Origin of the sequence: Variovorax atrisoli 110B (assembly GCF_000382045.1) — a bacterium.
Lineage (GTDB): Bacteria > Pseudomonadota > Gammaproteobacteria > Burkholderiales > Burkholderiaceae_C > Variovorax > Variovorax atrisoli.
Genome location: NZ_KB907452.1, coordinates 102,735 through 124,276, shown reverse-complemented (window position 1 = coordinate 124,276; position 21,542 = coordinate 102,735). Strand labels below are relative to the sequence as shown.

Annotated in this window: 18 protein-coding genes; 3 read left to right on the top strand and 15 right to left on the bottom strand. The window is 69.2% G+C overall.

Going from position 1 to position 21,542, the window contains the following annotated elements:
- Positions 1 to 10: 10 nt before the first annotated feature.
- From G369_RS0111620 to G369_RS0111570, 11 genes are all read right to left on the bottom strand, one after another.
- Positions 11 to 1,369: an amidase gene (locus G369_RS0111620; protein WP_019654171.1), complete on the bottom strand. Its 1,359-nt coding sequence runs from the start codon at positions 1,367 to 1,369 to the stop codon at positions 11 to 13.
- Positions 1,369 to 2,088 (bottom strand): DUF2848 domain-containing protein, encoded by a 720-nt coding sequence (locus G369_RS0111615; protein ID WP_244164307.1) that lies wholly within the window; start codon positions 2,086 to 2,088, stop codon positions 1,369 to 1,371. The genes G369_RS0111620 and G369_RS0111615 overlap by 1 nt, the downstream gene beginning before the upstream one ends.
- Before the next feature lie 21 nt (positions 2,089 to 2,109).
- Positions 2,110 to 3,453 (bottom strand): MFS transporter, encoded by a 1,344-nt coding sequence (locus G369_RS0111610; RefSeq protein ID WP_019654169.1) that lies wholly within the window; start codon positions 3,451 to 3,453, stop codon positions 2,110 to 2,112.
- Positions 3,454 to 3,489: 36 nt separating this feature from the next.
- The gene (locus G369_RS0111605) at positions 3,490 to 4,173 is read right to left on the bottom strand and encodes a DUF4286 family protein (RefSeq protein WP_019654168.1); all 684 of its coding nucleotides are present in this window, start codon (positions 4,171 to 4,173) and stop codon (positions 3,490 to 3,492) included.
- A gap of 143 nt (positions 4,174 to 4,316) precedes the next feature.
- The gene (locus G369_RS0111600; protein ID WP_019654167.1) at positions 4,317 to 5,234 is read right to left on the bottom strand and encodes a LysR family transcriptional regulator; all 918 of its coding nucleotides are present in this window, start codon (positions 5,232 to 5,234) and stop codon (positions 4,317 to 4,319) included.
- Positions 5,235 to 5,329: 95 nt separating this feature from the next.
- Positions 5,330 to 5,695 (bottom strand): nuclear transport factor 2 family protein, encoded by a 366-nt coding sequence (locus G369_RS0111595; protein WP_019654166.1) that lies wholly within the window; start codon positions 5,693 to 5,695, stop codon positions 5,330 to 5,332.
- A gap of 158 nt (positions 5,696 to 5,853) precedes the next feature.
- Positions 5,854 to 6,261 carry a 2OG-Fe(II) oxygenase family protein gene (locus tag G369_RS35730; RefSeq protein WP_019654165.1) on the bottom strand — a complete coding sequence of 136 codons (408 nt, stop codon included), beginning with the start codon at positions 6,259 to 6,261 and terminating at the stop codon, positions 5,854 to 5,856.
- A gap of 43 nt (positions 6,262 to 6,304) precedes the next feature.
- Positions 6,305 to 6,991, bottom strand: a complete 687-nt coding sequence (locus G369_RS0111585) for a putative DNA-mimic protein (RefSeq protein ID WP_019654164.1) — start codon at positions 6,989 to 6,991, stop codon at positions 6,305 to 6,307.
- Positions 6,992 to 7,140: 149 nt separating this feature from the next.
- Complete coding sequence (locus G369_RS0111580; RefSeq protein WP_019654163.1) at positions 7,141 to 7,575, bottom strand: hypothetical protein; 435 nt, start codon at positions 7,573 to 7,575, stop codon at positions 7,141 to 7,143.
- Positions 7,576 to 7,607: 32 nt separating this feature from the next.
- Positions 7,608 to 8,249: a putative DNA-mimic protein gene (locus G369_RS0111575; protein WP_019654162.1), complete on the bottom strand. Its 642-nt coding sequence runs from the start codon at positions 8,247 to 8,249 to the stop codon at positions 7,608 to 7,610.
- A gap of 57 nt (positions 8,250 to 8,306) precedes the next feature.
- Positions 8,307 to 14,348 (bottom strand): alpha-2-macroglobulin family protein, encoded by a 6,042-nt coding sequence (locus G369_RS0111570; RefSeq protein ID WP_019654161.1) that lies wholly within the window; start codon positions 14,346 to 14,348, stop codon positions 8,307 to 8,309.
- Positions 14,349 to 14,534: 186 nt separating this feature from the next.
- Here G369_RS0111570 and opgC point away from each other — a divergent pair, with 186 nt between their 5' ends.
- On the top strand, positions 14,535 to 15,677 hold the full coding sequence (gene opgC / locus G369_RS0111565; RefSeq protein WP_019654160.1) for an OpgC domain-containing protein: 1,143 nt from the start codon (positions 14,535 to 14,537) through the stop codon (positions 15,675 to 15,677).
- 61 nt (positions 15,678 to 15,738) lie between these two features.
- On the opposite strand, the gene G369_RS0111560 is transcribed toward opgC, so the two are convergent.
- The 3 genes from G369_RS0111560 to G369_RS0111550 all read right to left on the bottom strand — a co-directional run bounded on the left by G369_RS0111560 (position 15,739) and on the right by G369_RS0111550 (position 17,952).
- Positions 15,739 to 16,473, bottom strand: coding sequence for an SGNH/GDSL hydrolase family protein (locus tag G369_RS0111560; protein WP_020723044.1), 735 nt, complete (start codon positions 16,471 to 16,473; stop codon positions 15,739 to 15,741).
- 101 nt (positions 16,474 to 16,574) lie between these two features.
- Complete coding sequence (locus tag G369_RS0111555) at positions 16,575 to 17,330, bottom strand: anti-sigma factor (RefSeq protein ID WP_019654158.1); 756 nt, start codon at positions 17,328 to 17,330, stop codon at positions 16,575 to 16,577.
- A gap of 46 nt (positions 17,331 to 17,376) precedes the next feature.
- Positions 17,377 to 17,952 carry an RNA polymerase sigma factor gene (locus tag G369_RS0111550; RefSeq protein WP_026346332.1) on the bottom strand — a complete coding sequence of 192 codons (576 nt, stop codon included), beginning with the start codon at positions 17,950 to 17,952 and terminating at the stop codon, positions 17,377 to 17,379.
- Positions 17,953 to 18,106: 154 nt separating this feature from the next.
- Here G369_RS0111550 and G369_RS0111545 point away from each other — a divergent pair, with 154 nt between their 5' ends.
- On the top strand, positions 18,107 to 18,646 hold the full coding sequence (locus G369_RS0111545) for a hypothetical protein (RefSeq protein ID WP_019654156.1): 540 nt from the start codon (positions 18,107 to 18,109) through the stop codon (positions 18,644 to 18,646).
- Between the two features lie 45 nt (positions 18,647 to 18,691).
- On the top strand, positions 18,692 to 20,014 hold the full coding sequence (locus G369_RS0111540; RefSeq protein ID WP_019654155.1) for a hypothetical protein: 1,323 nt from the start codon (positions 18,692 to 18,694) through the stop codon (positions 20,012 to 20,014).
- 12 nt (positions 20,015 to 20,026) lie between these two features.
- On the opposite strand, the gene G369_RS0111535 is transcribed toward G369_RS0111540, so the two are convergent.
- A complete protein-coding gene (locus G369_RS0111535) occupies positions 20,027 to 21,502 on the bottom strand; it encodes a rhomboid family intramembrane serine protease (RefSeq protein WP_019654154.1) in 1,476 nt (491 codons plus the stop codon).
- Positions 21,503 to 21,542: the final 40 nt, after the last annotated feature.

Here is a 21,542-nt window from a genome sequence, read left to right as displayed (position 1 = left end):
GGGCTGGCCGTCAGCCCGTCGTGCGTTGCTGCAGCGCTGCTTCGGCGGCCAGCGCCACCGCAGCCAGCCGCGCATCGTCGCCGCGCACCGACGCCAGCATCAGCCCCACCGGCAGGTCGCCCTGCGCGTGGCACGGCAGGCTGAAGGCGCAGCCGTCGAGCAGGTTGATCGCGAAGGTGTTGCGCAGCAGCAGGCCGTTGGCCTTGAAGAAGGCGGCGTCTTCCGCCAGCGCCGCGATCGGCGGAGCGACGATGGGCACGGTCGGACACAGGAGGGCATCGAAGCCTTCGACGGCGCGCTCGACGCGGACGATCCAGTCGCGCCGGCGGTCCTGCATGGCGATGTAGTCGGCCGCGCGCACCTCGGTGCCGAGTGCGATGCGGGCGGCCACGCGCGAGTCGAAGCCGTCGCGCCTGGCCGCGAAGCGCTCGCGGTGCACGGCTGCCGCCTCCACCGGCGAGAAGCCGCCGGGGGCGTTGACGGTGGCGATCTCGGCGAACTCGGCCAGGGTGATGTCCACGATCTGCGCGCCCGCGGCAGACAGCGTCTGCAGCGCACCGTCGAAGGCGCGTGCCACGGCGGGTTCGATGTCGTCGAACATCAGCGTGCGAGGCACGGCCAGGCGCATGCCCTGCAGCGGACGGCGGCGCACCGCGAGCGGCGCGTCGGCGATGGCGGCATCGGCGGTGAGGCAGTCTTCCACGCTGCGCGCCATGGCGCACACCGTGTCGAGTGAGCGCGCGAGTTCGAAGGCGCCCGTGCGCGGCACGCGCGACTGCGTGCTCTTGAAGCCGACCAGCCCGCACAGCGCGGCGGGAATGCGGATCGAGCCGCCCGTGTCCGAGCCCAGCCCCGCCACCGCGAGGCCCAGCGCCACCGACACAGCCGCACCGGACGACGAGCCGCCCGGAATGCGTGCCGTCTGCGCGTCGGCCGGATTGCGCGGCGTGCCGTGGTGCGGATTGATGCCCACGCCCGAGAACGCGAACTCCGTCATGTTGGTCTTGCCGACGATGGCCGCGCCCTGCGCGCGCAGCCGCGCCACGGCAGTCGCGTCGTGCGCGGCCGGCGGCTCGCCCGCGCAGACCGCGGAGCCGGCCATGGTGGTCTCGCCGGCCACGTCGTAGAGATCCTTGACCGAGACGGGCAGGCCGGCGAGCGGGCCGAGTTCGAGGCCGGCCTTGCGCGCCGCATCAGCATGGCGTGCGGCGGCGCGGGCGGCGTCGGCGTAGAGCCGCGTGAAGACATGCACCGCGGCAGGCTGCGCCGCGGCGTCGAGCACCTGCTCGACCAGCGCCTCGTGCGACAGCTCTCCACGCGCGATGCGTTCGCGCAGGGCCGAAATGGTGAAGCCGTTCTTCGTCGTCATCACGCCACCACCGGCAGTGCTTCCACCGCATAGCGATGCACGATGCGGCGCCGAAGCTTCGGGTCGTGCAGTTCGATTTCCATCTGCGCGGCGGGCCGGATGCCTTCGCCCCTGGCGTTGGGCAGCGCGCCCAGCGTGCCGCAGGTCATGAAGAGGCCTTCGGGCGCGGAGCCTGCGCCCGGCATGCCGTCGCGCAGGCCGGCCAGCGGGCGGATCGAGGCGAGCGTGCCGCGCTGGTAGTCGATCCAGCGGCCGTCCTCCAGGATGCGCGAGCGCAGCTCCAGCGTGTCCTGGTGCGCCTGCACGTCGCGCCAGCGCCAGGCGGCCTCGGCCACGGGCTTGGCGCACATCTGCTTGGACACCGCCACCGAGTAGCTCTCGACGTGGCGGTCGGTGTGGTCCGAGGCCACGCTCAGCCACCACTCGCCCTGCGAGAAGAACAGCACCGGCTCGGCCTCGCCGGAGCTCTGGTCGCCCAGCGCCTCGATGGCGGGCGATTGCGTCAGCAGCTGGGCCGCCACGCGGTAGTACAGCGGCACGCTCGAAGGGCGCGGCACGCCGAGCGCGGCCAGCTCCTCGATGTGGTGCTCGATGGCGGCGATGTCGCGGCCGGTCCAGCCGGCGACCACCAGCGCGCGGGGCGCGACGAGGTGGATGGCCGCGCAGCGCGTGCCGTCGTCGGCGATGCTCTCGCAGGCGAAGCGCAACAGTGAATTCATGTTGTTCGTGCTTGCCATCGATCAGCTCTCCAGCGGGCGCTTGGCGGTCTCGCGCGCCACCACCAGGGCGATCAGCGTCACGCCCAGCGCGGCCACCACGTAGAAAGACACGGCCACCGTGCTGCCCCAGGACTTGAACAGGCTCGCGATGATCAGCGGCGCGAAGCCGCCGCCCACGATGCCCGCCAGCGTGTAGGCCAGCGAGGCGCCGGCGTAACGCACGCGGCCGGGGAACTGCTCGGTGACGAAGGCGGCCTGCGGGCCGTACATCATCGCGTGGATCAGGAGACCCACCACCACGGCCGCGCAGATCGCGACCGGGTGCGCGCTGTCCATCAGCACGAAGAACACGAAGGCCCACACCATGCCCAGCAGCGCGCCGGTGATGTACACCGGCCTGCGGCCGATGCGGTCGGACAGGCTGCCGAACCACGGCACCGCGATCGCGTTGCAGGCCGCGCCGATCATCGTGGCGGTGAGCGCCAGCGGCCGCGACAGGTGCAGCACCGTCGTCACGTAGGTCAGCGTGAACACCACCACCAGCGCATACAGCACGTCGGAGCCGATGCGCGAGCCGCCGGCCACCAGCAGGCGGCGCCAGTGCTGGGTGAGCACTTCCTTGATGGGCGTCTTGGCGGTGGCCTTCTTCTCTTCCATCTCGCGGAAGACGGGCGTCTCGTCCACGCCGCGGCGCAGCCACAGGCCGAACAGGACCAGCGCGACGCTGGAGATGAAGGGAATGCGCCAGCCCCAGCTCTGGAAGTCTGCCGGGCTCAGCCATGCCGACACCGCGGCGATGAAGCCGGTGCCGATCAGCGTGCCGCACGAGGGGCCCACCTGCGTGAACGAGGCATTGCGGCCGCGCTCGTCGGGCTTGCCGTGTTCCATCGACAGCAGCACCGCGCCGGCCCATTCGCCGCCGAGGGCCACGCCCTGCACGAAGCGCAGCGCCACCAGCGCAACGGGCGCCCAGATGCCCCAGCTCGCATAGGTCGGCAGCAGGCCCATCAGGCCGGTCGATACGCCCATGATGACCAGCGTGGCCACCAGCACGAAGCGCCGGCCCAGCCGGTCGCCGAGGTGGCCGAACACCACGCCGCCCAGCGGACGCGAGATGTAGCCGACCGCGTAGGTCGAGAACGCGAGGATGGTGCCGGTGAGCGGGTCGAACGAGGGGAAGAACACCGCGTTGAAGACCAGCGCGGCCATGATGTTGTAGACGGTGAAGTCGTACCACTCCAGCGTGGTGCCGATGGAGCTGGCCATGGCCAGCCGGCCCATCCTGGCGGACTCGGGGGCGGGCTGGGCGCCCGTCCTGGCCGCGGCGCTTGCCGTGCCTGCGGTGGGGAGAACATGTTCGGTCATGGAAGTACCTTCGTTCGGTGAAGACATGGAAGTCGGTCAGGCCAGCTCGCCCGCGCCCAGCTTCCAGCCGAGCGAGAGCAGCCAGCCGGTGGCGGGATCGGCGTCGAGGGCGGAGGCGGCCGCGGCGCGCGCGGCGCGTGCCGCGTCGGCGCTGCTGGTCTCGATCACCAGCATCGGCTGCAGCACGCGGCCTTCGGTGGATTCGCGCGGCAGCGGCGTGCTGAGCGCGGCGTCGGGCACGAGCAGGTACGACTGCACGAAGCCTGCCTGCTCCTTCTTGAGCTGCTGGCCGATGCGTTCGGCGCCTTGCACCAGCGCATCGGCATCGGCGGCTGCGGCCAGCGGCAGCACGACCACGTGGCTGCCGCTGCCGAAGCCGGTCACGGCGCGCACGGCGCATACGCGGCGCACCGGCTGGCGCATGCGGTCGAGGTTGGCGAGCGACCATGGCGTCTGCTTCTCGAACGCCGCGCGGTAGCCGGGCGAGCCGAACACCGCGAGCGATTCGGTGCGGTAGAGGCCCAGGTACTTGCGCCCGCCCTCGAGCGAGAAGTAGCGCGCACCCGAGAGGAAGCCGGGAATGCGCACGCGCTCTTCCACGTGCTCCTGGTCGTACCAGCGGTTGAAGTCGGCTTCGTCGGCCGGCTCCACGTCGGAGGCGACGAACAGCATGCCGTTTGCCGTCGCTGCTGCGGAAGAAGAGGAGTCAGTGGTGTTCATGGCGGCGGAAGAGAGTCGGGCCTTCGAAAAAATGAAGGCGCGATCTTCCGTCGCAGGGGCGGACTGTCACAAACGAGTTTTTCTGGGCGACAGCCACAAGAATTACTGGCCCCTTTTCGGGGCCGGATGCGCCATTCCGAGGGTTAACCCTCTGTGGACGCGCTCCATGTTGGTGCGACGGCCGAGGTCGTGAACTGGTCGGAGGCGCGGCAGGCCAGTTCGGCCACGAGCCGGATGGCGTCGGAGTCGGCGGCTTCGAGGTGGCTCACCACGATGCGCTGGGGCGAGATGAGCGCATCGCACTCGATGATCTTCACGTCGCCGGTGGCCACGTATTCGTAGCAGGGCGGCAGCGGCACCAGCGCGTTGCCGAAGCCGGCCTTCACCAGCCGCGCGAGCGCCGAGATCGAGCTCACGCAGTGCACCTTGCCCAGCGGAATGCCCGCCGCGCGGAACAGGTTCTTCAGCGCCTCGTGCGGCTGCGAGCCGGGGCTCATCGTGAGCACGGGCTGGCGCAGCAGCTGCTCGACGGTCTGCGTGCCCTCGGCGCCGGGTGGCCCGACCCAGCCCATGGGCATCGGCAGGCAGGGCGTGCTCACGATGCCCGCACCGGCGATGTGGTCGGTCTGCAGCGCGATGTCGAGCGCGCCCTCGCGCAGTCCGCGGTGCAGCGCCAGCGTGGTCTCGGAGGTCAGCTGCACCTCGATGCCCGGATAGGTGGAGCGCAGGTTGGTGAGAAAGCCCAGCAGCCAGGTGTGGACCACGGTCTCGATGGCGCCGATGCGCACCAGCCCGAGGATGTCGCCGCGCGGGCGGCCGAGCGAGACGATCTCGCGGCGCAGCTCCAGCAGCCGCTCGCCGTAGTCCATCAGCCGCACGCCGACGGGCGTGAGCCGCAGCTCGCGCGCGTCGCGCTCGAACAGGCGCGCGCCGATGTCTTCTTCGAGGGAGGCGACGCGGTTGGACACCGCCGCCTGCGTGATGTGGAGCCGGTCGCTCGCGGCGCGGAAGCTGCCCAGCCGCGCGGCCCAGAGGAAGGCTTCTACAAATCTTGTGTTCATGAGGGCACCTGCGGACCATTCTGCCCGCATCGCGCCTGCACGAGAACCTGCTGCCTGCCGGACCCGTACCGGTGCCGGCGCGCGGCAGCCCTTCGCTAGCCTGCGTCGTAGAAGAACTCTTCGCGCACGATCTTTCCGTCCTTGACGGTGTAGAGCGCCATTTCCTCCATGGTGAAGCGGTGGCCGTTGGCCTTCATCGTCACGTCGAAGCGGAAGCCGACGATGAAGCGGTCGTCGTGCGGCCACGGGCCGGCGACCTGCATCGAATGCACTTCATGGTTGGCGGTCCACCACTCGCCCTTGGCCCTGATGGCCGCGAGACCGACCGCCTCGCGCGCCTGGCCGGGCGGGGCGCTGGCCTCGACGCTCACTGCCTCGGGTGCATAGAGCACCTGTGCGCCTTCGAAATTTCCGTCCTTGCAAAGCGCCACGAGCCTGTCGGCGATTTCCTTGGTGTTCATGAGTTTCTCCTGTGAACGTTGGGAGGGAACGAGCGAGCGAATGAACGAATGAACGAATGAACGAGCGAACGAAGACCGGGGCGCAGTTTAGGCCTGACGGAAGGCGTCGAGGCTGCAGGGCTGGAGCCGGTAGGTTCGGATCTCGAGCAACAGCTGCTTCATCGCGGCGGCATTTCTCCGGCGTCGGACCTGCGCGGCCGAAGCACCCAGCCGAGCGAGAACACATAGCGGCTGCCGCCCACCACCTGTGTCACGCTGTGCTCGCAGGCATCGGGACGGAACAGCTTGATGCGCCGCGTCGCGAAGATCGGCGTGGCGCAGACGAACTCGCCGCCCGAGCGCGGCGACTTCAGCACGATGTTCAGCCGGTAGTGCCGTCCGGCCTGAACCGGGTCGGTGTGCGGCGGAATCTCCGAGCCTTCGGGGTAGCGGATGAGGTAGCTGTCGAACGGCAGCGGCCAGCGCGCCGTGAGCAGCAGCATCTTGTCGTAGCCCGTGCCCTGGCGGCCGCGCTGCCAGCGGAAGGCCAGGGAGAAATAGTTGCGCAGTTCGGTGGCGAAACTCATGCGGGATGTATGGGAGCCTCCAGGCCGCGCATTTTGAGCCGATTCAGCAAAAGACGATCGCGGTCCTGTGCTCGATGCTCAGGCGAGCCGATTCGTACAGCAGCAGCCAGGAGACGTATTCGCGATACAGGCCGTCGTCCTCGTCGATGAGCGCATCGATGCGTTCGGCTTCCTCGTCGGAGAGCCTGCCGTCGTCGAGGCGGATGCCCAGCGCGGGAGCGACGAACACCAGCTCCTCGAGCAGCCGCTGGGAGGAGCCCAGCATGCCGCCGGGAAGGCCGGCCGGTTCCTCGATGTCCGCATCGCCTTCGGCTTCTTCCTCGTCGCCGCCGTCCCCGTCGAACAGCACCTCGTCGAAGTCGACGGGAACGTAGAAGCCCTCGGCGTCGGAGTGGCACAGCAGGTGGCTCTCGCAGCCGTCGAGCAGCGCCTGGATCTTCGGGTCGGCCGTGGGGTCGACATCGTCCGCCAGCGGCGTGGCCACCCAGTCGGGCGACAGCACGCGGTGCGCATAGGCGCGGCGCAGGTAATGGATGAAGGAGTACGGAAAGCCGTCGATCGAGGCGCGCGAGTCGAGTTCGAGCGGACCGCGCGGCTCGGTGTGCGGGGGAAGCCCCGCGGCGGCGAGCACGCGATTGACTTCGGCCAGTTCTTCCTCGAAGCCCTCGGCGCTTTCGGGATCGTCCTCGAGCAGTTCGGCGAGCATGCCGACGCAGACAGCCAGGCCCATGGTGTTGTCCTCCAGGTTGTGGGTTCGCCGCGATGGTGAGGGCGGCCGGTGAAGGAGCGATGACCGGTCGATGCTCCTTCGCCGTTCCCCCTGTCAGGCACTCGCCGCAGCCGCGAAAGGCCTGGATGCGACGGGCCCGGGCGTTACCGCTACCAGCTGCACTTCTTGCCGTCGTCGGAGGCGATGTCCTGCGAGAACGAATACTGCTTGCCGTTGCGCAGGTTCTTGTAGTCGAAGCCGTAGATGTTCGCGCCCTGGGTCGTCACGACGTACTGGCCCGCGATGCGGCCGTCGACGATCTCGGCCCAGGTGGTGGTGTATTCCCACGGACGGCCCTCGGGCTTGTCACCGACTTCGGTCTTCACCGGCACGATGGTGATCACGCGCGACGCCCCCTTGTACCTGACGTATCCGCCTGACCAGTTGCTGTTCGGGTCGGAAAACACGCGCCATTCCAGGCGGATCGATTGCGCGGAGGATTCGGTCAGGCAGCGGTAGTCGACCGAGACCGGCGCATCGCCCGATGCGGCCAGTGCCGACAAGGGCAGCAGGAGTGCTGCGAGCGCGAGGCGGATGTGGTTCATGGCGGGCAGCCGAAGCCGGTGAACTGAACAGCTCAGTTGAAAACGATCGCCGTCTTGTGCGCAATGCTCAGCCGGGCCGATTCGTAGAGCCGCAGCCAAGAAACGTACTCCCGATGGAGGCCCTGGTCGGCGTCGATGAGCCTGCCGATCCGTTCGGCTTCCTGGTCAGACAGCTCGCCGTCGGCGAGTTCGATGCCCAGTGCGGGGGCCACCAGCACCAGTTCGTCGAGCAGGCGGTAGGACGAGCCGAGGATGCCGCCGGGCAGTTTCTGGTCGGGCTCGGCGTACAGCACTTCGTCGAAATCGACGGGCACGTAGAGCCCTTCCGCATCGGAGTGGCAGATCAGGTGGCTCTGCATGTCGCTCAGCGCGTCCTCGACCGCCGGATCCTCCGAGGGGTCGACACCGTCTTCCACCGGAGTAGCCATCCAGTCGGGCGAATTCGCGCGGTACGCATAGGCCCGGCGCAGGTAGTGGATGAACGAGTACGGGAAGCTGCCGATCGCCGCACGCGAGCGCAGCGGCGGCAGCTCACGCGGCTCTGCGTGCGGCGCAAGGCCCGCCGCCGACAGCACCTCGTTCACCACCGCCAGATCTTCCTGGAGCCATTCGGCTCCTTCGGGATCGTGTTCGAGCAGATCGACGAGCACGCCGATGCTGATGGCCAGGCCCATTGTGTTCTCCCTGTTTGCTTTCGAATCGGCAAATGCGAAATGCGAAATGCGAAATGGCTACTTCGCCGCCTCCACCTTCACCCGCGCATTCGGCGCCTCGCCGAACATCTCGGGCGCGTACATGGCCTCCACGCGGCTCGGCGGCAGCGCGAAGTCGCCGACGTTGTTCAGGCGCACGGTGTACTCCATCTTCACTACGCCCTTGGGCAGGTACTCGTAGTAGCTGCGGAAGGCCTCGAAGCTGCGCTCCTCGAAGGCCGGCCAGCCCGCGCTCGACTTCTTCTCGCCCTGCGTGGCGATCTGCGAGTCGCGGCCCAGGCCGCCGCCGAGGATGGTGGCGCCGCCCGGGATCGGGTCGCTGATGACCACCCAGGTCATGTCGGCGCTGGCGTTCACCTCCAGCGTCACGCGCAGCACGTCGCCGCGCGTGTACTTGCCGGCGGTGGCCTGCTCGACCGGGGTGATGGTCTTCTTGATGGCGTAGCCGGCCGCGAACGGCGCCTTCAGCTGCACGGCGGCGATCGACTGCAGCGTGAGCCACGGCTTGCCGGTGCCCTGCTGCGTCACCAGCAGCGTGTCGCGCACCGGAGCACCGGACGGCGACGATGCCCACGGCAGGAACATCGTGTTGTTCTTCAGGTTGCCCGGCGAGGCGGGTGCGCCGAAGAAGGTGCTCTGGTTGGGCGCGCCGGCCGCGTCGCTGGTCTTCACGCGCTCGACCTTGCTCCAGTCGACCTGCGCCTTCACGGCGCCGAGCGTGGCGGCGGTGACGCCAGCCACCGGCGTGCTCTCGAACACCTTGCTGAACTTCTCCAGCGCCAGTCCGCCCCACAGGTTGGCGGTGGTAATGTGCCAGGCGCCGTTCTGCTGGCGGCCGATGAAGCCGTTGGCGAGCTTGCCGATGTCGTCCTTCCAGGCCGGGTCGTCCATCACGCTGAGCAGCAGGCGGGCGGTGTTGACATCGCCGTTGGTCATCAGCCACCACCAGTAGTCGTCCTGCTCGGTGCTGAAGATCAGCTTGGTGCCCTGGTACGACAGGCGCGCCTTCAGCACGTTGTTGGCCTCGTCCAGGCGCTGCTGGCGCTGCGGCACGTCGTTCACGCGCTTGAGGATGTTGAGCCAGTCGATCACCGCGCTGGTGGGCCACTGGTTCGGCGCGATGGTGATGCTGCCGACCATGCTGCCCTTGGCCTTGCCGTAGCGCGAGAGCGCTTCGAGCGCGGCCAGCTTGCGCACGTCGAGGTCCTTGCGCGGGCTCCAGAACTCGCGGGTGATGCGGCCTTCGACGAAGGCGATCAGGCCCGACTCCATCGGCGCGCGCACGTCGTCGGCGAGCGCGAAGGCGGGGTTGAGCTGGGCCGCTTCGTTCGTGGCCGCGAGCAGGTACGAGGTGAGGATGTCGCTGCCGCGGTTGGCCTCGCCGTCGCGCGGCGGGAAGTAGTTGGCCAGGCCGTCGCTGTCCAGGTAGGTCGGCAGCTGGGCCAGCACGCCCTGCCACATCTTCGCGTCGCGCAGGCCGACCGACTTGCTGGTCTTCTGCTCGAGGCAGATGAATGGGTAGTTGGCGAACCAGTCGCGCACGCCCGGCAGGCCCTCGGCCAGCTTGGGCTGCAGCGAGAGCTTCAGGCCGCCGCGGCCGGGCAGGGCGTCGGCGGGCGGCGCCACGTCGAGCGTGAACGGACCGTCGACCTGCACCAGCGTGCCTTGCTGCACCGTGAGCGGCACCGAGGGCACGATGCGCTGGCGCACCTTCAGTGCGTCTCTCGCACCTTGGGCGCCGCCGCTGATGTCCTTGGCCTCGATCTCCCACAGGATGGCTTCGGCGCGTGTCTGCCCGAGCTGCGCGGGCGCGGTCACGGTCCATGCCACCTCGCGGGCCTCGCCGGCCGGGATGTCGACCGTCTGCGGCTCCAGCGTGAGCAGGGTGGCGCGCGGCGTGGCCTCGACCTTCATCGGCTTCTGCGTGGTGTTGCGCAGGGTGATCTGGGCGCGGAACTGGTCGTCCTCGCGCACCAGCGGCGGCAGGCCGCTGATGATCTGCAAGTCCTGCGTGGCCTGGATGCTGGCCTGTCCGGTGCCGAACAGGTTGGCGCCCGAATCGGCCACCGCCACGATCTTGAAGGTGGTGAGCGCGTCGTTCAGCGGCACCGTCACCACGGCCTGGCCGTTGGCGTCGAGCACCACCTTCGGGTTCCACACGAGCAGGGTGTCGAGCAGTTCGCGCGTCTGCCCCTTGCCGCCGCCGCCGCCCGCGGGCACGGCCTTGCGGCCGTAGTGGCGCCGGCCGACGATTTCCATCTGGGCGGTGGAGGTGCTCACGCCCCAGCTGCGGCGCTGCAGCATCGCGTTGAGCAGGTTCCAGCTGTCGTTGGGCATCAGCTCCAGCAGCGCCTGGTCGACCGCAGCGAGCGCCACTTCGGCGCCGGCCGCGGGCTTGCCGTCGGGCAGCTTGGCGCTGATGGTGACCTGCGCCTTGCTGCGGATCGGGTAGCTGGGCTTGTCGCTGGTGACGGTCACGTCGATCTGGTGGGCGCGCGTGCCGACGCGGATCTCGGCCATGCCGAGGCGGTAGGCGGGCTTGCTCAGGTCGACCATGGCGGTCGGCGCCACGTATTCCTTGCCCTCGTACCAGAAGGCCGTCCACCACTCGCGCGGCGACCTGAAGCCCCAGGTGAAGAAGCTGTACCAGGGCACCTCGCGCAGGCGGCCGCGCAGCGCGAGCACGCTCACGTAGGCGTTCGGTCCCCACTCGGGCTTCACCTCGAGGGTGACGGTCGGGTCCTTGCCGTCGAGCTTGACCACGTGCGTCTCGATGATGCCCTCGCGTTCCACCGCGACCAGCGCGGTCGCGAAGCGGAAGGGGCTGCGCACCTGGAACTTGGCGATCTCGCCGGGCTGGTAGCTCTTCTTCTCGGGCAGCACGTCGATGCGGTCGTTGTCCTCGCCGCCGAACCACAGTTCGCCCTGCTTGGTCACGTAGACCGAGCTCACCGCCCTGGCGTCGCGGCCTTCGCTGTCGGTGGCGCTGGCGATGAGTTCGACCTCGCCGGCCTCCTTCAGCTCCGATTCGCACAGCAGCAGGCCGCGCGCGTCGCTCTTGCCGCTGCAGACGGTGCCGATGTCCTTGGTCTCGGTCTTGTTGTCGTAGGTGTAGAAGCCGCCCACCATGCGCTTGCGGCTGGTGGTGGTGATGCGCGCCACGGCGCGCACGTTGAGCGTCACGTTGGCCTGGGGCTTGCCCGAGAGGTCGAGCGCGAGCGCCTGGAACTTCAGCTTCTGGGCGGTGGAGACCCAGCCCTCGGTCTTGATGCCGGCGATGACGGATGCCGGCCACAGCGTCTGCGTGCTGCGGATGGTCTGCACCTCGCCGTTCGGGTCGGCGTAGGTGGCCTCGAGCAGCAGCTCGCGCGCGGCCTTGACCTTCGGCACCTTGTCGATGGTGACCTTGCCGGCGCCGTCCTTGTTGAGCGTGAGCGGCAGCTTGTCGGCGATCACGCGGGTGTCGTTCACGCTGTTGAGGTCTTCCTCGCCCGAGCCGGCCTCGGCCGCTGCGGTGACGGCCGTGGCCGCCTCGCTGCCGTCGCCCTGCGAGGCGCGCGGCGGGCTGAAGCTGAAGGCGTCGTAGTCGGAGAAGCTCAGGCTCTTGCCGCGCACCATGGCCGACACGCGCACCGGCAGGTTGGCCGCGCCGCCGCCGGAAACGTAGTTGATCTGCACGTCGGTGGGCACGCTGGTGGCCGCCACCAGCGGCTTCTTGTCGGCCGGCGTGATGCGGCCCTCGAGCACGGGCAGGCGGAATTCCTCGACGCGGAAGCTGCCGGTGGAGAAGCTGCGGCCGTAGCCTTCGTCGCCATCGCCTTCACCCTCGCTGTTGCCGTCGCCGTTGGCGTCCTTGCCGCCGGTGCGCAGCATCACCTCGTACACGCCGAGCTTGGCGGCCGGCGGAATGGCGAAGCTGTTCTCGGCGCTCAGGCCGCCGGTGGCGGTCTTGCGCCAGTTCAGCGGCTGCGTGAAGCGCTGGCCGCTGCCCACGTGGGTGATGACCAGCGTGTCGGGGCGGTTCTCGGGCAGGCCGAACCCCTTGCTGGTCTGCGTGCGGATCAGGCTTTTCATCGACACCGTCTCGCCGGCGCGCAGCAGCGTGCGGTCGAAGATGGTGTGGGCGACGCGGTCGGCCTCGGGCTGCAGGCTGGTGGGCACGTTGAAGCGCCAGGGCTCGATGCCGCGCTGCCAGTCGCTCCAGGTGAAGGCGAGGTCTTCCACGCCCTTCTCGTCCTTGGCGCGGGCGCTGACGAACCAGGCGCCGCTGTCGTATTCATTCGGTCCGTTGCACGAGGGCGCCTGCGGCGAGATGCCGCTGAGCATGACCACGCCGTTGGCGTCGGTGGTGCCGCTGGCCACGGCCTTGCCGTCGCAGCTGGACACGCGCACCTCGGCGCCGGCCACGACCTTGCCCTTGTCCAGCGTGGTGACCCAGGCCATCGAGTTCTCGCGGCCCAGCTTGAAGTGCACCGCCAGGTTGGTGGCCAGCGCGGTGGTGCGCACGTACATCGTGCGCCCGGCGTTGTAGCGCTCGTCGAGCAGCGCCTCGCCCAGCTTCTGCGAGGCGATCTCGAGCACGTGGAAGCCCGGCGTCAGCGGGATGCCGATGACCTCGAAGGGGCGCGGATCGCCGCTGTCGGCCTTGGGCATGTCGAGCGCCTTCACACCGGGCTGGCCGGCCAGCAGCGACAGCATGCGGGTCTGCAGCGTGGTGCGGTCGTCCTTGTCGATGACCGGGGGCAGCGGGCCCTTCACGTCCCTGCGCGCCTGTTCGCGCGAGACGGTGAAGTTGTCGTAGCGGCGCACCTTGCGGAACCACGCGATGATCTCCGCGTCGGTCTTCGGGTTCATGTCGCTCACCTTGCCGGGCGTGAGCGCGTTCACCATCAGCTTCGGCTCCACGCGGCGCACGGTGACCGGCATCATGGCCGGCGTGTCGGGCTCGGCCAGGCGCTCGACCACGCCGAAGGGCGAGGCGGCGAACTTGGCCAGCGGCGGCATTGCGCCGGTGGCCACCTTCATCGGGAAGTTGCCGGGCGTGGCCAGCGGGCGGCCCGAGGCGTCCTCGAACTTCGAGGGCAGCTCGATGCTGTACTGCGCGCTCTCGGCCAGCGGCGGGCCGAAGTACACGCCGTTGACCACGTCGTCGTCGCTCTGCGCGCCGCCTTCGATCTGGGCCTTGACGGTTTGCCCGTTGCCCTTGAGTTCGATCTGCGCTGCCAGCTTGCGCGTGACCGGCGCGTTGAACGTCAGCTGCATCGGGCGCAGCGGCAGGCAGGCGGCCTGCGCGTTCTCGCGCTCGCAGGTGAAGGACGCGGCGAAAGGCTCGCGCACCTGGAACTCCAGGCGGCGCTCCACGTTGTTGGCCACACCCGAGGGCGTGGCGACGCCCTTGCCGTAGACGACCTGCACCTTGGCGCCGGGCGTCAGCGTGCGGTTGCACTGCATCGTGACGAAGCGCAGCGGGTCTTTCTCGGCCGACTTCTCGCGGCCGAAGGCCTTGAGCAGGCCGGCGCGCTGCTCGCCGTCGAGCAGCTTGACCGGGATGCGCTCGCCCACGCCGTCGGCCGTGCACCAGACGTTCTGGCGCACGCTCTCCAGCGTGGCCGCGCCGTTGAGCTCCAGCATGAACATCTGCTGCTCGTCGATGCGGCTGTAGCTGCCCGGCATGTAGTTGCGCACGAAGGGGCCGCCGGTGTTGAACTGGTAGCGCTCGGGGCCGGTGAGCTCGCCCGAGGCGGGCTTGAAGGTGGGAATGCGGGTGACCGTGCAGCGCACGCCGGGTGGCAGGTCGTTCTCGAAGTCGTAGACCCAGGCCTTGGCGTCGGTCCAGCGGCCGGTGCCCTTGGCAGCCTGGGCGTCGTTGCAGCTCACGGCGAGCGGGGCGGGGGCCTTGGGGTCGCCGAAGTTGACGGCGGGCTGGTCGAACTTGGCGACCACCTGCCGAACCCGCGCCACTTCGCCCTGCGGCGAGAGGCTGACGATCTGGAGGGCATGGCCCGGGCCGGCCGCAAGAGCGCCGCCGGCCAGGAGCAATGTTGGAAGGAAACGGTTCACTTTTTTATATCTCCACCTGAGAGGCAGCGCGCAGCGTAGCCGATTTGCACGACGGTTCGGGAGTGCCAACAGTCATAGGCCGTCGGCCCGGCCTTCCGGCGCGGCCGGCTTTACACAGCTCTTCTTACAATCGGGGCCGTCGTGCGTGCGCCGCGCGGACCGCCACCAAGATCTCGCCGCCGACCGATGAAACGCTACTGGGAAATAGACGCCTTGCGCGGGCTGATGCTCGTGCTGATGACCGTCACCCACCTGCCCACCCGGTTGACCGACCCGCTGGGCCAGCCATTCGGCTTCGTTTCGGCCGCGGAAGGTTTCGTTTTGCTGTCCGCCTTCGTCGCCGGCCTGGTGTACAGCCGCATCGGCCACGTCCGCGGCGTCGACTCGATGCGCCAGGCCTTCTGGCGGCGCGTGCTCAAGGTCTACCTGGCCCAGGCCGCGACCCTGCTGTTCCTGTTCACGGTGATCACGGCCGTGGGCCTGCACATCGACCAGCCGGCGGTGAAGAACCTGGTGTCCTACTACCTGGCCGAGCCGCGCGAGGGCTTCATCTACGGACTGCTGCTCATCTACGAGCCGGCGCTGCTCGACATCCTGCCGATGTACATCTTTTTCATGCTCATGAGCCCCTGGGTGCTGGCCTTCGCCATGCGCCACGGCTGGACCTGGGTGATGGCGGTGAGCGCCACCGTGTGGGCGGCGGCGCAGTTCGGCATCAGCGAATGGGTCTACGGGCTGGCGGTGCACTACCTCGGCGTGCCGGTGCCCTTCCACGAGATGGGCGCCTTCAACACCTATGCGTGGCAGTTCCTGTGGTTCGCGGGGCTGTGCATCGGCGCGACACGCAACGATCCGGGCGCGCGTCCTCTGCACTTTCCGGGCTGGCTGCTGGCGCTGGCGGCGGGCATCGCGCTCTACGGCCTCTACTGGCGCCACACCGGCATCAACGGGCAGGCGCCGTTCGGCGGCGACGTGGAGCTGAACCTGCTGTTCGACAAGTGGCAGCTCGGCCCGCTGCGGCTGGTGAACCTGGTGGCGCTGGGCATCCTGGCGGTGCGCTTCGGGCCCTGGCTGATGCACCGCATCCCGCGGCTGCGCTGGCTGGAGGCAATGGGCTCGGCCTCGCTGCCGGTGTTCTGCGCTCACCTCGTGGCGGTGCTGCTGGTGCTGGCCTTCTACGGCGACAGCCAGACGGCGCGGCCCTGGTGGGGCGACGGCCTTCTGCTGGCGGCGGTGTTCTCGGGGATGTATTTCGTCGCGCGCTTCACGCGCGGCGCCGACGTTCCGCCGCCGGCCGACGACGTGCCGCCGGAGCCCGTTCGGGCCTGATTTCGGTCCTCGGGCGTCGCACCCGGCAGGGGCGACGAAGCGCGCCGGGCTTCGGGCCGGCTCAGGGGTTCTGCAGGTGCGGCGCGATCACCGAGTGCCAGAGGCGGTAGCCCTCGTCCGTCATGTGCAGCTTGTCGCTGCGGAAGAGCTCGGGGCGCGGGCGGCCGTCGGCGCCCAGCATCGGCGTGTAGATGTCGATGAATTCGCTGTTGGGCAGCAGGTTCAGGTAGGCCGAGATCACATGGTTGGTCTCGCGGATCTGCGGCAGCAGCTGTTCGCGCGAGGGGCTGGGCTTGACCGAGATGAAGCTGATGCGCGCTTCCGGCAGCTCGGCGCGCACCGCATTCGCGAAGCGCGCGAAGCTGTCGAGCACCTGCAGCGGCGTGCGGCCCTCGGCCAGGTCGTTGTCGCCCGCATACACCATCACGTGACGCGGCTTGTAGCGCACCACCAGGTCGCGCGCGAAGAGGGCGCAGTCGGCCAGGGTGGAGCCGCCGAAGCCGCGGTTGACGACGCCGCCGGGCACCTGCTGGGCGAAGTCCTGCGACAGGCGGGTCCACATGCGCACCGTGGAACTGCCGACGAACACCACGCCGCCCGGCGCCGGAAAGCGCTCCTGGTCGGCGCGCGCGAAGGCGGCGAGCTCGTTGTGCCAGCGGCTCTTGGCGGCCAGGTAGTCGCGGGCGGCGGCAGCCTCGGCGGCGGCCGTCTCGGATTCCTGGGGAAAGAAGCTGGACTGGGCGCTGGCGGACAGCGCGGCGGCCAGCAGAGCGACCGCGGCGAGCGCGGTTTTCATCGGATGCATCGGAAGGACGGAAAAGAATGCGGAAGGCGGCGAATGGGCGATTTTCCCTTACGACGCCCCAGCAGCCGCGCTCGTTGACAGTCAGGCCCCGGCTAGAGGGTTTTCTCGATGAGCGCGCCCTTGAACAGGATCGGCCCCTTCGGCCCGCTGCCCGGCGGCACGCCGCCCTTGGCCTCGAGCGAGATGGCCAGCGCGGGCACGGCCTGCACGTCGGATTCCGACGCCGTCAGCCGCAGGGCCGGCGCGTTGCCGAGCACGCCCAGCGAACGCGGCGCGCCGCCCGGGGGCAGGGCCCAGAGCTGCAGCGACTTGTCCGCGCCTTCCTGGTAGCCGCCGACGCGCTGGAGCACCAGCTGCTTCTTCTTCGGATCGAAGGTCACGAGCATCGAGGCGGCGGCCTTGTCGTCGTTGAGCACGGCCACGTACTGCACCGCGGGTGCGTTCTGCAGCTGGTCGCGCAGGTTCAGGCCGACCGTCACGGCCACCACCGTGGCCAGCGCGCCGGCCGCGGCCGCACCGCGCCACAGCGCGAGGCTGCGCAGCCAGCCGCCCTGGCGGGCTTCGCCGGCGGCCCTGGCCGCATCGCGCTGGCGCTCCAGCGCGAGCGCCGACTGCTCGGCGTCGATGATGTTGCGGATGCGCGTCCAGACCGCCGGGTCGGGCACGACGGGCGACTGCAGCTCCGTCATGCTCGCCAGCCGGCCCTGCCAGACCAGCGCGGCGGCGCGCACGGGCGCCTGCTCGCGGGCCAGGGTCTCGAAACGGCGGCGGGCGCCGCCGCGCAGGGTGCCCAGCGCATGGCTCGCGGCCAGCAGCTCGAGCAATTCGGGGTGTGCGATGAGGTTCATGATGGGACAAACGCCTTTTGAAACGCCTTCTTCGTCGTCACCGCGCTCACGCGAAGCGTCCCATGCACACGCGCAGCTTCTCGAGGCCGCGCCGTATCCAGGTCTTGACCGTGCCCAGGGGCAGCTTCAGCTGCTCGGCGAGTTCGCCGTGGCTCATGTCGCGCAGGTAGGCCAGGCTCACCACTTCCCGCTGGCGGCCTTCCAGCTGGCTCAGGCACTGGTGCAGGGCCCAGGCCTGCTCGCTCGCATCGGCGTTCTCGGCCGGGCCGGGGGCGTCGGATTCGAGCTGGTCGGCCATCTGCTCGTCGAATTCCTGCATGAGCTGGGCGCGGTCGGCGGCGCGGCGGCGCAGCAGGTCGAGTGCCCGGCTGCGCACGATGAGTCCGAGCCAGGCCAGCGGCGGGCTCAGCGAGGCGCGGTAGTCGCCCGCTACGCGCCAGACGGTCAGGAAGCTCTCCTGGAGCACGTCTTCCGCCCATTCGCGCTGGCGCACCACACGCATCGCCAGGCCCATCAGCCGGGGAGAGGTTCGGTCGTAGAGCTGCCGCAGTGCGGCTTCGTCGCGATGGCCGATCCGGTCGATCAGCGCCATCAGTTCGGCGTCGGGGCTGGGTGCAGGCATCCACTGATTGTGGGGCATCGGTGCGCATGCCCGATGTACGGGGCAATCCCGTGGACGGATTCAGCGCGCCGGCCAAATGAAGTCTTTTGGAAACATTTGTGAACGTATACTGCGCCGCAAAAACCGAGGGACCGCGGGTGCGCGGACGGAGAAGATGAAGCAAATTGCGATCGTGATCGCGCTCTGCGTGGGCGCGTGGTACTTCTTTATCGGCGGGCGCAAGCTCGACGAGCCGATGGTGCGCGACTACTACCAGAAGGAAGCCCACGCCATCTACTCGCGCGACCCCGAGGCGCTGTGCAAGCAGCTCAGCCGCAATGCCCGCATCGAGAGCAGGACCACGATGATGGGGAAGACGCTCGAAAGCTCGCACAACCGCGACGAGGCCTGCCAGGCGACCCGCGATACCTTCCAGACCTTCAGCAAGGTCGGCGAACGCATGGGCGGCATCCTCACCATCGAATACGAGTACCACATCGACGACATCGAGGTCGCCCCCGGCCGCAAGAGCGCCGTCGTCAAGGGCACCAGCGTGCTGAAGATGGGCGAGTCTCTGCTGCAATACAAGACCAGCTTCACCCAGCGCCTGGAGCGCGAGCTCGGCCAGATGCGCCTCGTGCACGCGGACGAGGTCACGGTGATGCGCCTGGGCGGCGCCGGCGCCATGAGCCAGAGTGACTTCTTCCGCAAGTAGGAAGAAGACAGGACAGACAGCAAAAGGAAGAAAAGGGAGGTCGCCATGATCGTCGTCAAGGATGCGCTGCCGCCGCCACCGCCGTTCTGGCACCGGCTCAACAGCTTCTTCGCCTTTCCGTTCCAGATGCGGCCGCTGGCCTACGGCCTGCTGCTGTCGTTCTGCAGCCTGCTGTTCGACGCCGTCTTCTTCCTGCCGCAGGCGCTGGCCCTCTTCGTGATCGAGGTCGGCATCATGCTGGCCGCCAGCCGCTACGGCTTCAAGATCATCGCGCTGGGCGCGCGCGGCATCCGCGACTCCGCCGACTTCGGCCGCGAGTCGAGCGACGAATGGACCTACCTGCCCTGGAAGCTCTTCGCCATCTCGCTGGTGCAGGCATTCCTGATCGGCTGGCTCGCCTGGTATGCGCCCATCCTGGGCACGGTGGGGCTGTTCGTGATGTCCTTCACCTTCCCGGCGGCGGTGATCGTGCTGGTGCAGTCGGGCAGCTTCTTCCAGGCGATGAACCCCGCCAACGTGATGGATGCGATGCGCATCATCGGCTGGCCCTATGCGCTGCTGTGCTTCTTCCTGTTCCTGCTGAGCACCGGCGCGCAGGTGGCGCTGGCGATGGTGCTGCCGATGTTCGACGGGCGCATCGTGCTGCCGATCGTCAATTTCGCCTTCATCTACTTCGGCTGGGTCATGGCGAGCCTGCTGGGCTACGTGATGTTCCAGCACCACGACGCCTTCGGCTTCGACGCGGTGCCGGGCAGCGAGCTGCCCGACGGCGCGCCCGTCGACCGCCGTACGCCCGCGCAGATCGCCGCGCAGCGCACGGACGCGGAAGTGGCGCAGCTCATCACCGACGGCGACCTCGCGGCCGCGCTGGGCACGGCCTACGAGGCACAGCGCACCGCCGACTCCAACGACCTCGCGGCGCAGCGCCGCTACCACCGCGTGCTGGCGCTGATGCCCGAGAAGAAGGACACCATGCTCGACCACGCGCGGCGCTTCATCCCGTTGCTGATGCGGCGCGACCTGGCCTCGGAGGCGCTGAAGGTGTTCAAGGCCTGCAAGGAGCGCGACAAGGCCTTCGCGCTCGACGACCCGGCCATGGTCATCGCCATGGCCCGCGCCGAATGGCGCAACGGCGACGCCCACGCCACGCTGGCGCTGCTGTCGGGCTTCGACAAGCGCTTCCGCGGCAACGAGGCCATTCCGCAGGCCTACGAACTCGCGGCACGCGCGCTGGTGCAGGGGCTGGGCCGTTCCGACATGGCGCAGCCCATCCTGACGACGATGGAAGCGCGCTACCCCGACAGCGAGCAGACTCAGGAAGTGCGCTGGCTGCTGCGGCCGGCGGCGCCGCCGGCGCAGACGGCATAGCGGCAGGCGCCCTCAGGCGTTCTGCAGCGCCCGCGTCACCATGTCGTTGGGCGCGAGCCGCAGCAGATGCGGCAGCAGGCCCATCGCCTTGTCGCGCAGGCCGGCGTGCAGCAGGCCGTTGGCGCAGGTCGAGAGCGTGTCGGCCAGTTCGGGGTGGTCGGGCGCCGTCCTCAGCAGGATGCGGCAGAGGCGGTCGGCGTCCTCGAACTGGCGGATGCGGGAGAAGCGCCGGGCGAGGCGGGCCATGTCCTCAGGCTTGAGCCGCACGCCGGGGCGGGCCTGGTCGAGGTAGGCCTGGAAGCTCGCGTGCTGCAGCGACAGGGTGTGGTCGTCGGTGGCGGGCAGGCGGAAGATGCGGCGCGCGGCGTGGTGGAAGTCGTCGCTCGCGGGCTGCAGGCGCGCGGTGTTGAACCAGGCGCGCAGCGTCTCGGCGTCGTTGGGGCGCAACGCGGCGGCGGCGCGCCATTCGGCGCAGGCGCGGTCGAACTTCATCGCCGAGCCGAACCTGCGGGCCGCGGCCACGTGCTCGTCGAAGCGGTCGTCGTCGCGCACCATCTCCGATTTGACGGTCTCCGGCGTCTTCACCCGGCCCAGCAGCATGGCGCCGCACATCAGTGCAGCACCCGTCAGCAGGCCGCCGAGGTGGGCCATGTAGGCGATGCCCTGGCCGCCCAGCCAGTGCTGCATCAGCTCGTTGGCGATCCAGGCCGGCAACAGCAGCAGGGCCGGCGCGGTGACGTAGTTGAAATAGAAGAACAGCTGGTAGAAGAAGCGGATGCGCCGCAGGCGGTACATCACCGCGTACATGCCCATCAGCGCCGAGACCGCGCCCGAGGCGCCCAGCCCGTAGGTGCCGCCCGCGTAGGCCCAGCCGGCCAGCACCGACGCGCCGACCGCGCCCAGCAGGTAGAACGCCAGGTAGGTGCCGCGCCCCAGCGCCAGCTCCACCGAGAAGCCGAAGAGGAACAGGAACAGCATGTTGCCCAGCAGGTGGCCGGTGCTGGCGTGCAGGAAGGCGTTGGTGATCCAGGTCCAGGGCCTGAATTCGGCATCCGTCGCGTAGCTCTGCGCCCAGCGTTCGGTGAAGGGCGCGGGCAGCATCGACTCGTACTGATGGCGGGCGCGCTTCCACTCGCCGTACTGCGGGTTGTCGGGCTTGATGACCTCGTCGGCGCGCAGCTTCTGCAGGAACTTGCGGTCGTTCTGCAGGCCTTCGAGAAGCTGCGGATAGGCCTCCTCGTGCCGCAGCATGCGGCGCGCGACCTTGCCGCGCTTGGGGTCGGTCTTCTCGAGCCATTCGACGAAGGCCGGCAGCTCCAGCTGGGGCAGCGCGCTCTTCACGTAGTAGGCTGCGGCGCGCTCCTGCCCCTTCTCCTCGCTGCGCTGCGGTCCCCAGAACACGATCATGTTCACGAGGATCAGCAGCAGCGTCATCCATGGCGGATTGCGCCAGCTCGGCTTGTTCTCGAGCGGGATGGCGTAGAACACGGGGCGCTTTCCGGCTTTCGGATCGGCCGCTTACGGGCGG

Bases quoted from the DNA above. Each gene is read 5' to 3' on its own strand.
- opgC (WP_019654160.1), top strand. From the start codon at position 14,535: ATGAAACGCTACTGGGAAATAGACGCCTTGCGCGGGCTGATGCTCGTG.
- G369_RS0111560 (WP_020723044.1), bottom strand. From the start codon at position 16,473: ATGAAAACCGCGCTCGCCGCGGTCGCTCTGCTGGCCGCCGCGCTGTCC.
- G369_RS35730 (WP_019654165.1), bottom strand. From the start codon at position 6,261: ATGAGTTTCGCCACCGAACTGCGCAACTATTTCTCCCTGGCCTTCCGC.
- G369_RS0111620 (WP_019654171.1), bottom strand. From the start codon at position 1,369: ATGACGACGAAGAACGGCTTCACCATTTCGGCCCTGCGCGAACGCATC.
- G369_RS0111585 (WP_019654164.1), bottom strand. From the start codon at position 6,991: ATGGGCCTGGCTGTCTGCGTCGGCATGCTCGCCGAACTGCTCGAGGAC.
- G369_RS0111545 (WP_019654156.1), top strand. From the start codon at position 18,107: ATGAAGCAAATTGCGATCGTGATCGCGCTCTGCGTGGGCGCGTGGTAC.
- G369_RS0111605 (WP_019654168.1), bottom strand. From the start codon at position 4,173: ATGAACACCACTGACTCCTCTTCTTCCGCAGCAGCGACGGCAAACGGC.
- G369_RS0111615 (WP_244164307.1), bottom strand. From the start codon at position 2,088: ATGAATTCACTGTTGCGCTTCGCCTGCGAGAGCATCGCCGACGACGGC.
- G369_RS0111575 (WP_019654162.1), bottom strand. From the start codon at position 8,249: ATGGGCCTGGCCATCAGCATCGGCGTGCTCGTCGATCTGCTCGAACAC.
- G369_RS0111540 (WP_019654155.1), top strand. From the start codon at position 18,692: ATGATCGTCGTCAAGGATGCGCTGCCGCCGCCACCGCCGTTCTGGCAC.
- G369_RS0111580 (WP_019654163.1), bottom strand. From the start codon at position 7,575: ATGAACCACATCCGCCTCGCGCTCGCAGCACTCCTGCTGCCCTTGTCG.
- G369_RS0111550 (WP_026346332.1), bottom strand. From the start codon at position 17,952: ATGCCTGCACCCAGCCCCGACGCCGAACTGATGGCGCTGATCGACCGG.
- G369_RS0111600 (WP_019654167.1), bottom strand. From the start codon at position 5,234: ATGAACACAAGATTTGTAGAAGCCTTCCTCTGGGCCGCGCGGCTGGGC.
- G369_RS0111610 (WP_019654169.1), bottom strand. From the start codon at position 3,453: ATGACCGAACATGTTCTCCCCACCGCAGGCACGGCAAGCGCCGCGGCC.
- G369_RS0111595 (WP_019654166.1), bottom strand. From the start codon at position 5,695: ATGAACACCAAGGAAATCGCCGACAGGCTCGTGGCGCTTTGCAAGGAC.
- G369_RS0111555 (WP_019654158.1), bottom strand. From the start codon at position 17,330: ATGAACCTCATCGCACACCCCGAATTGCTCGAGCTGCTGGCCGCGAGC.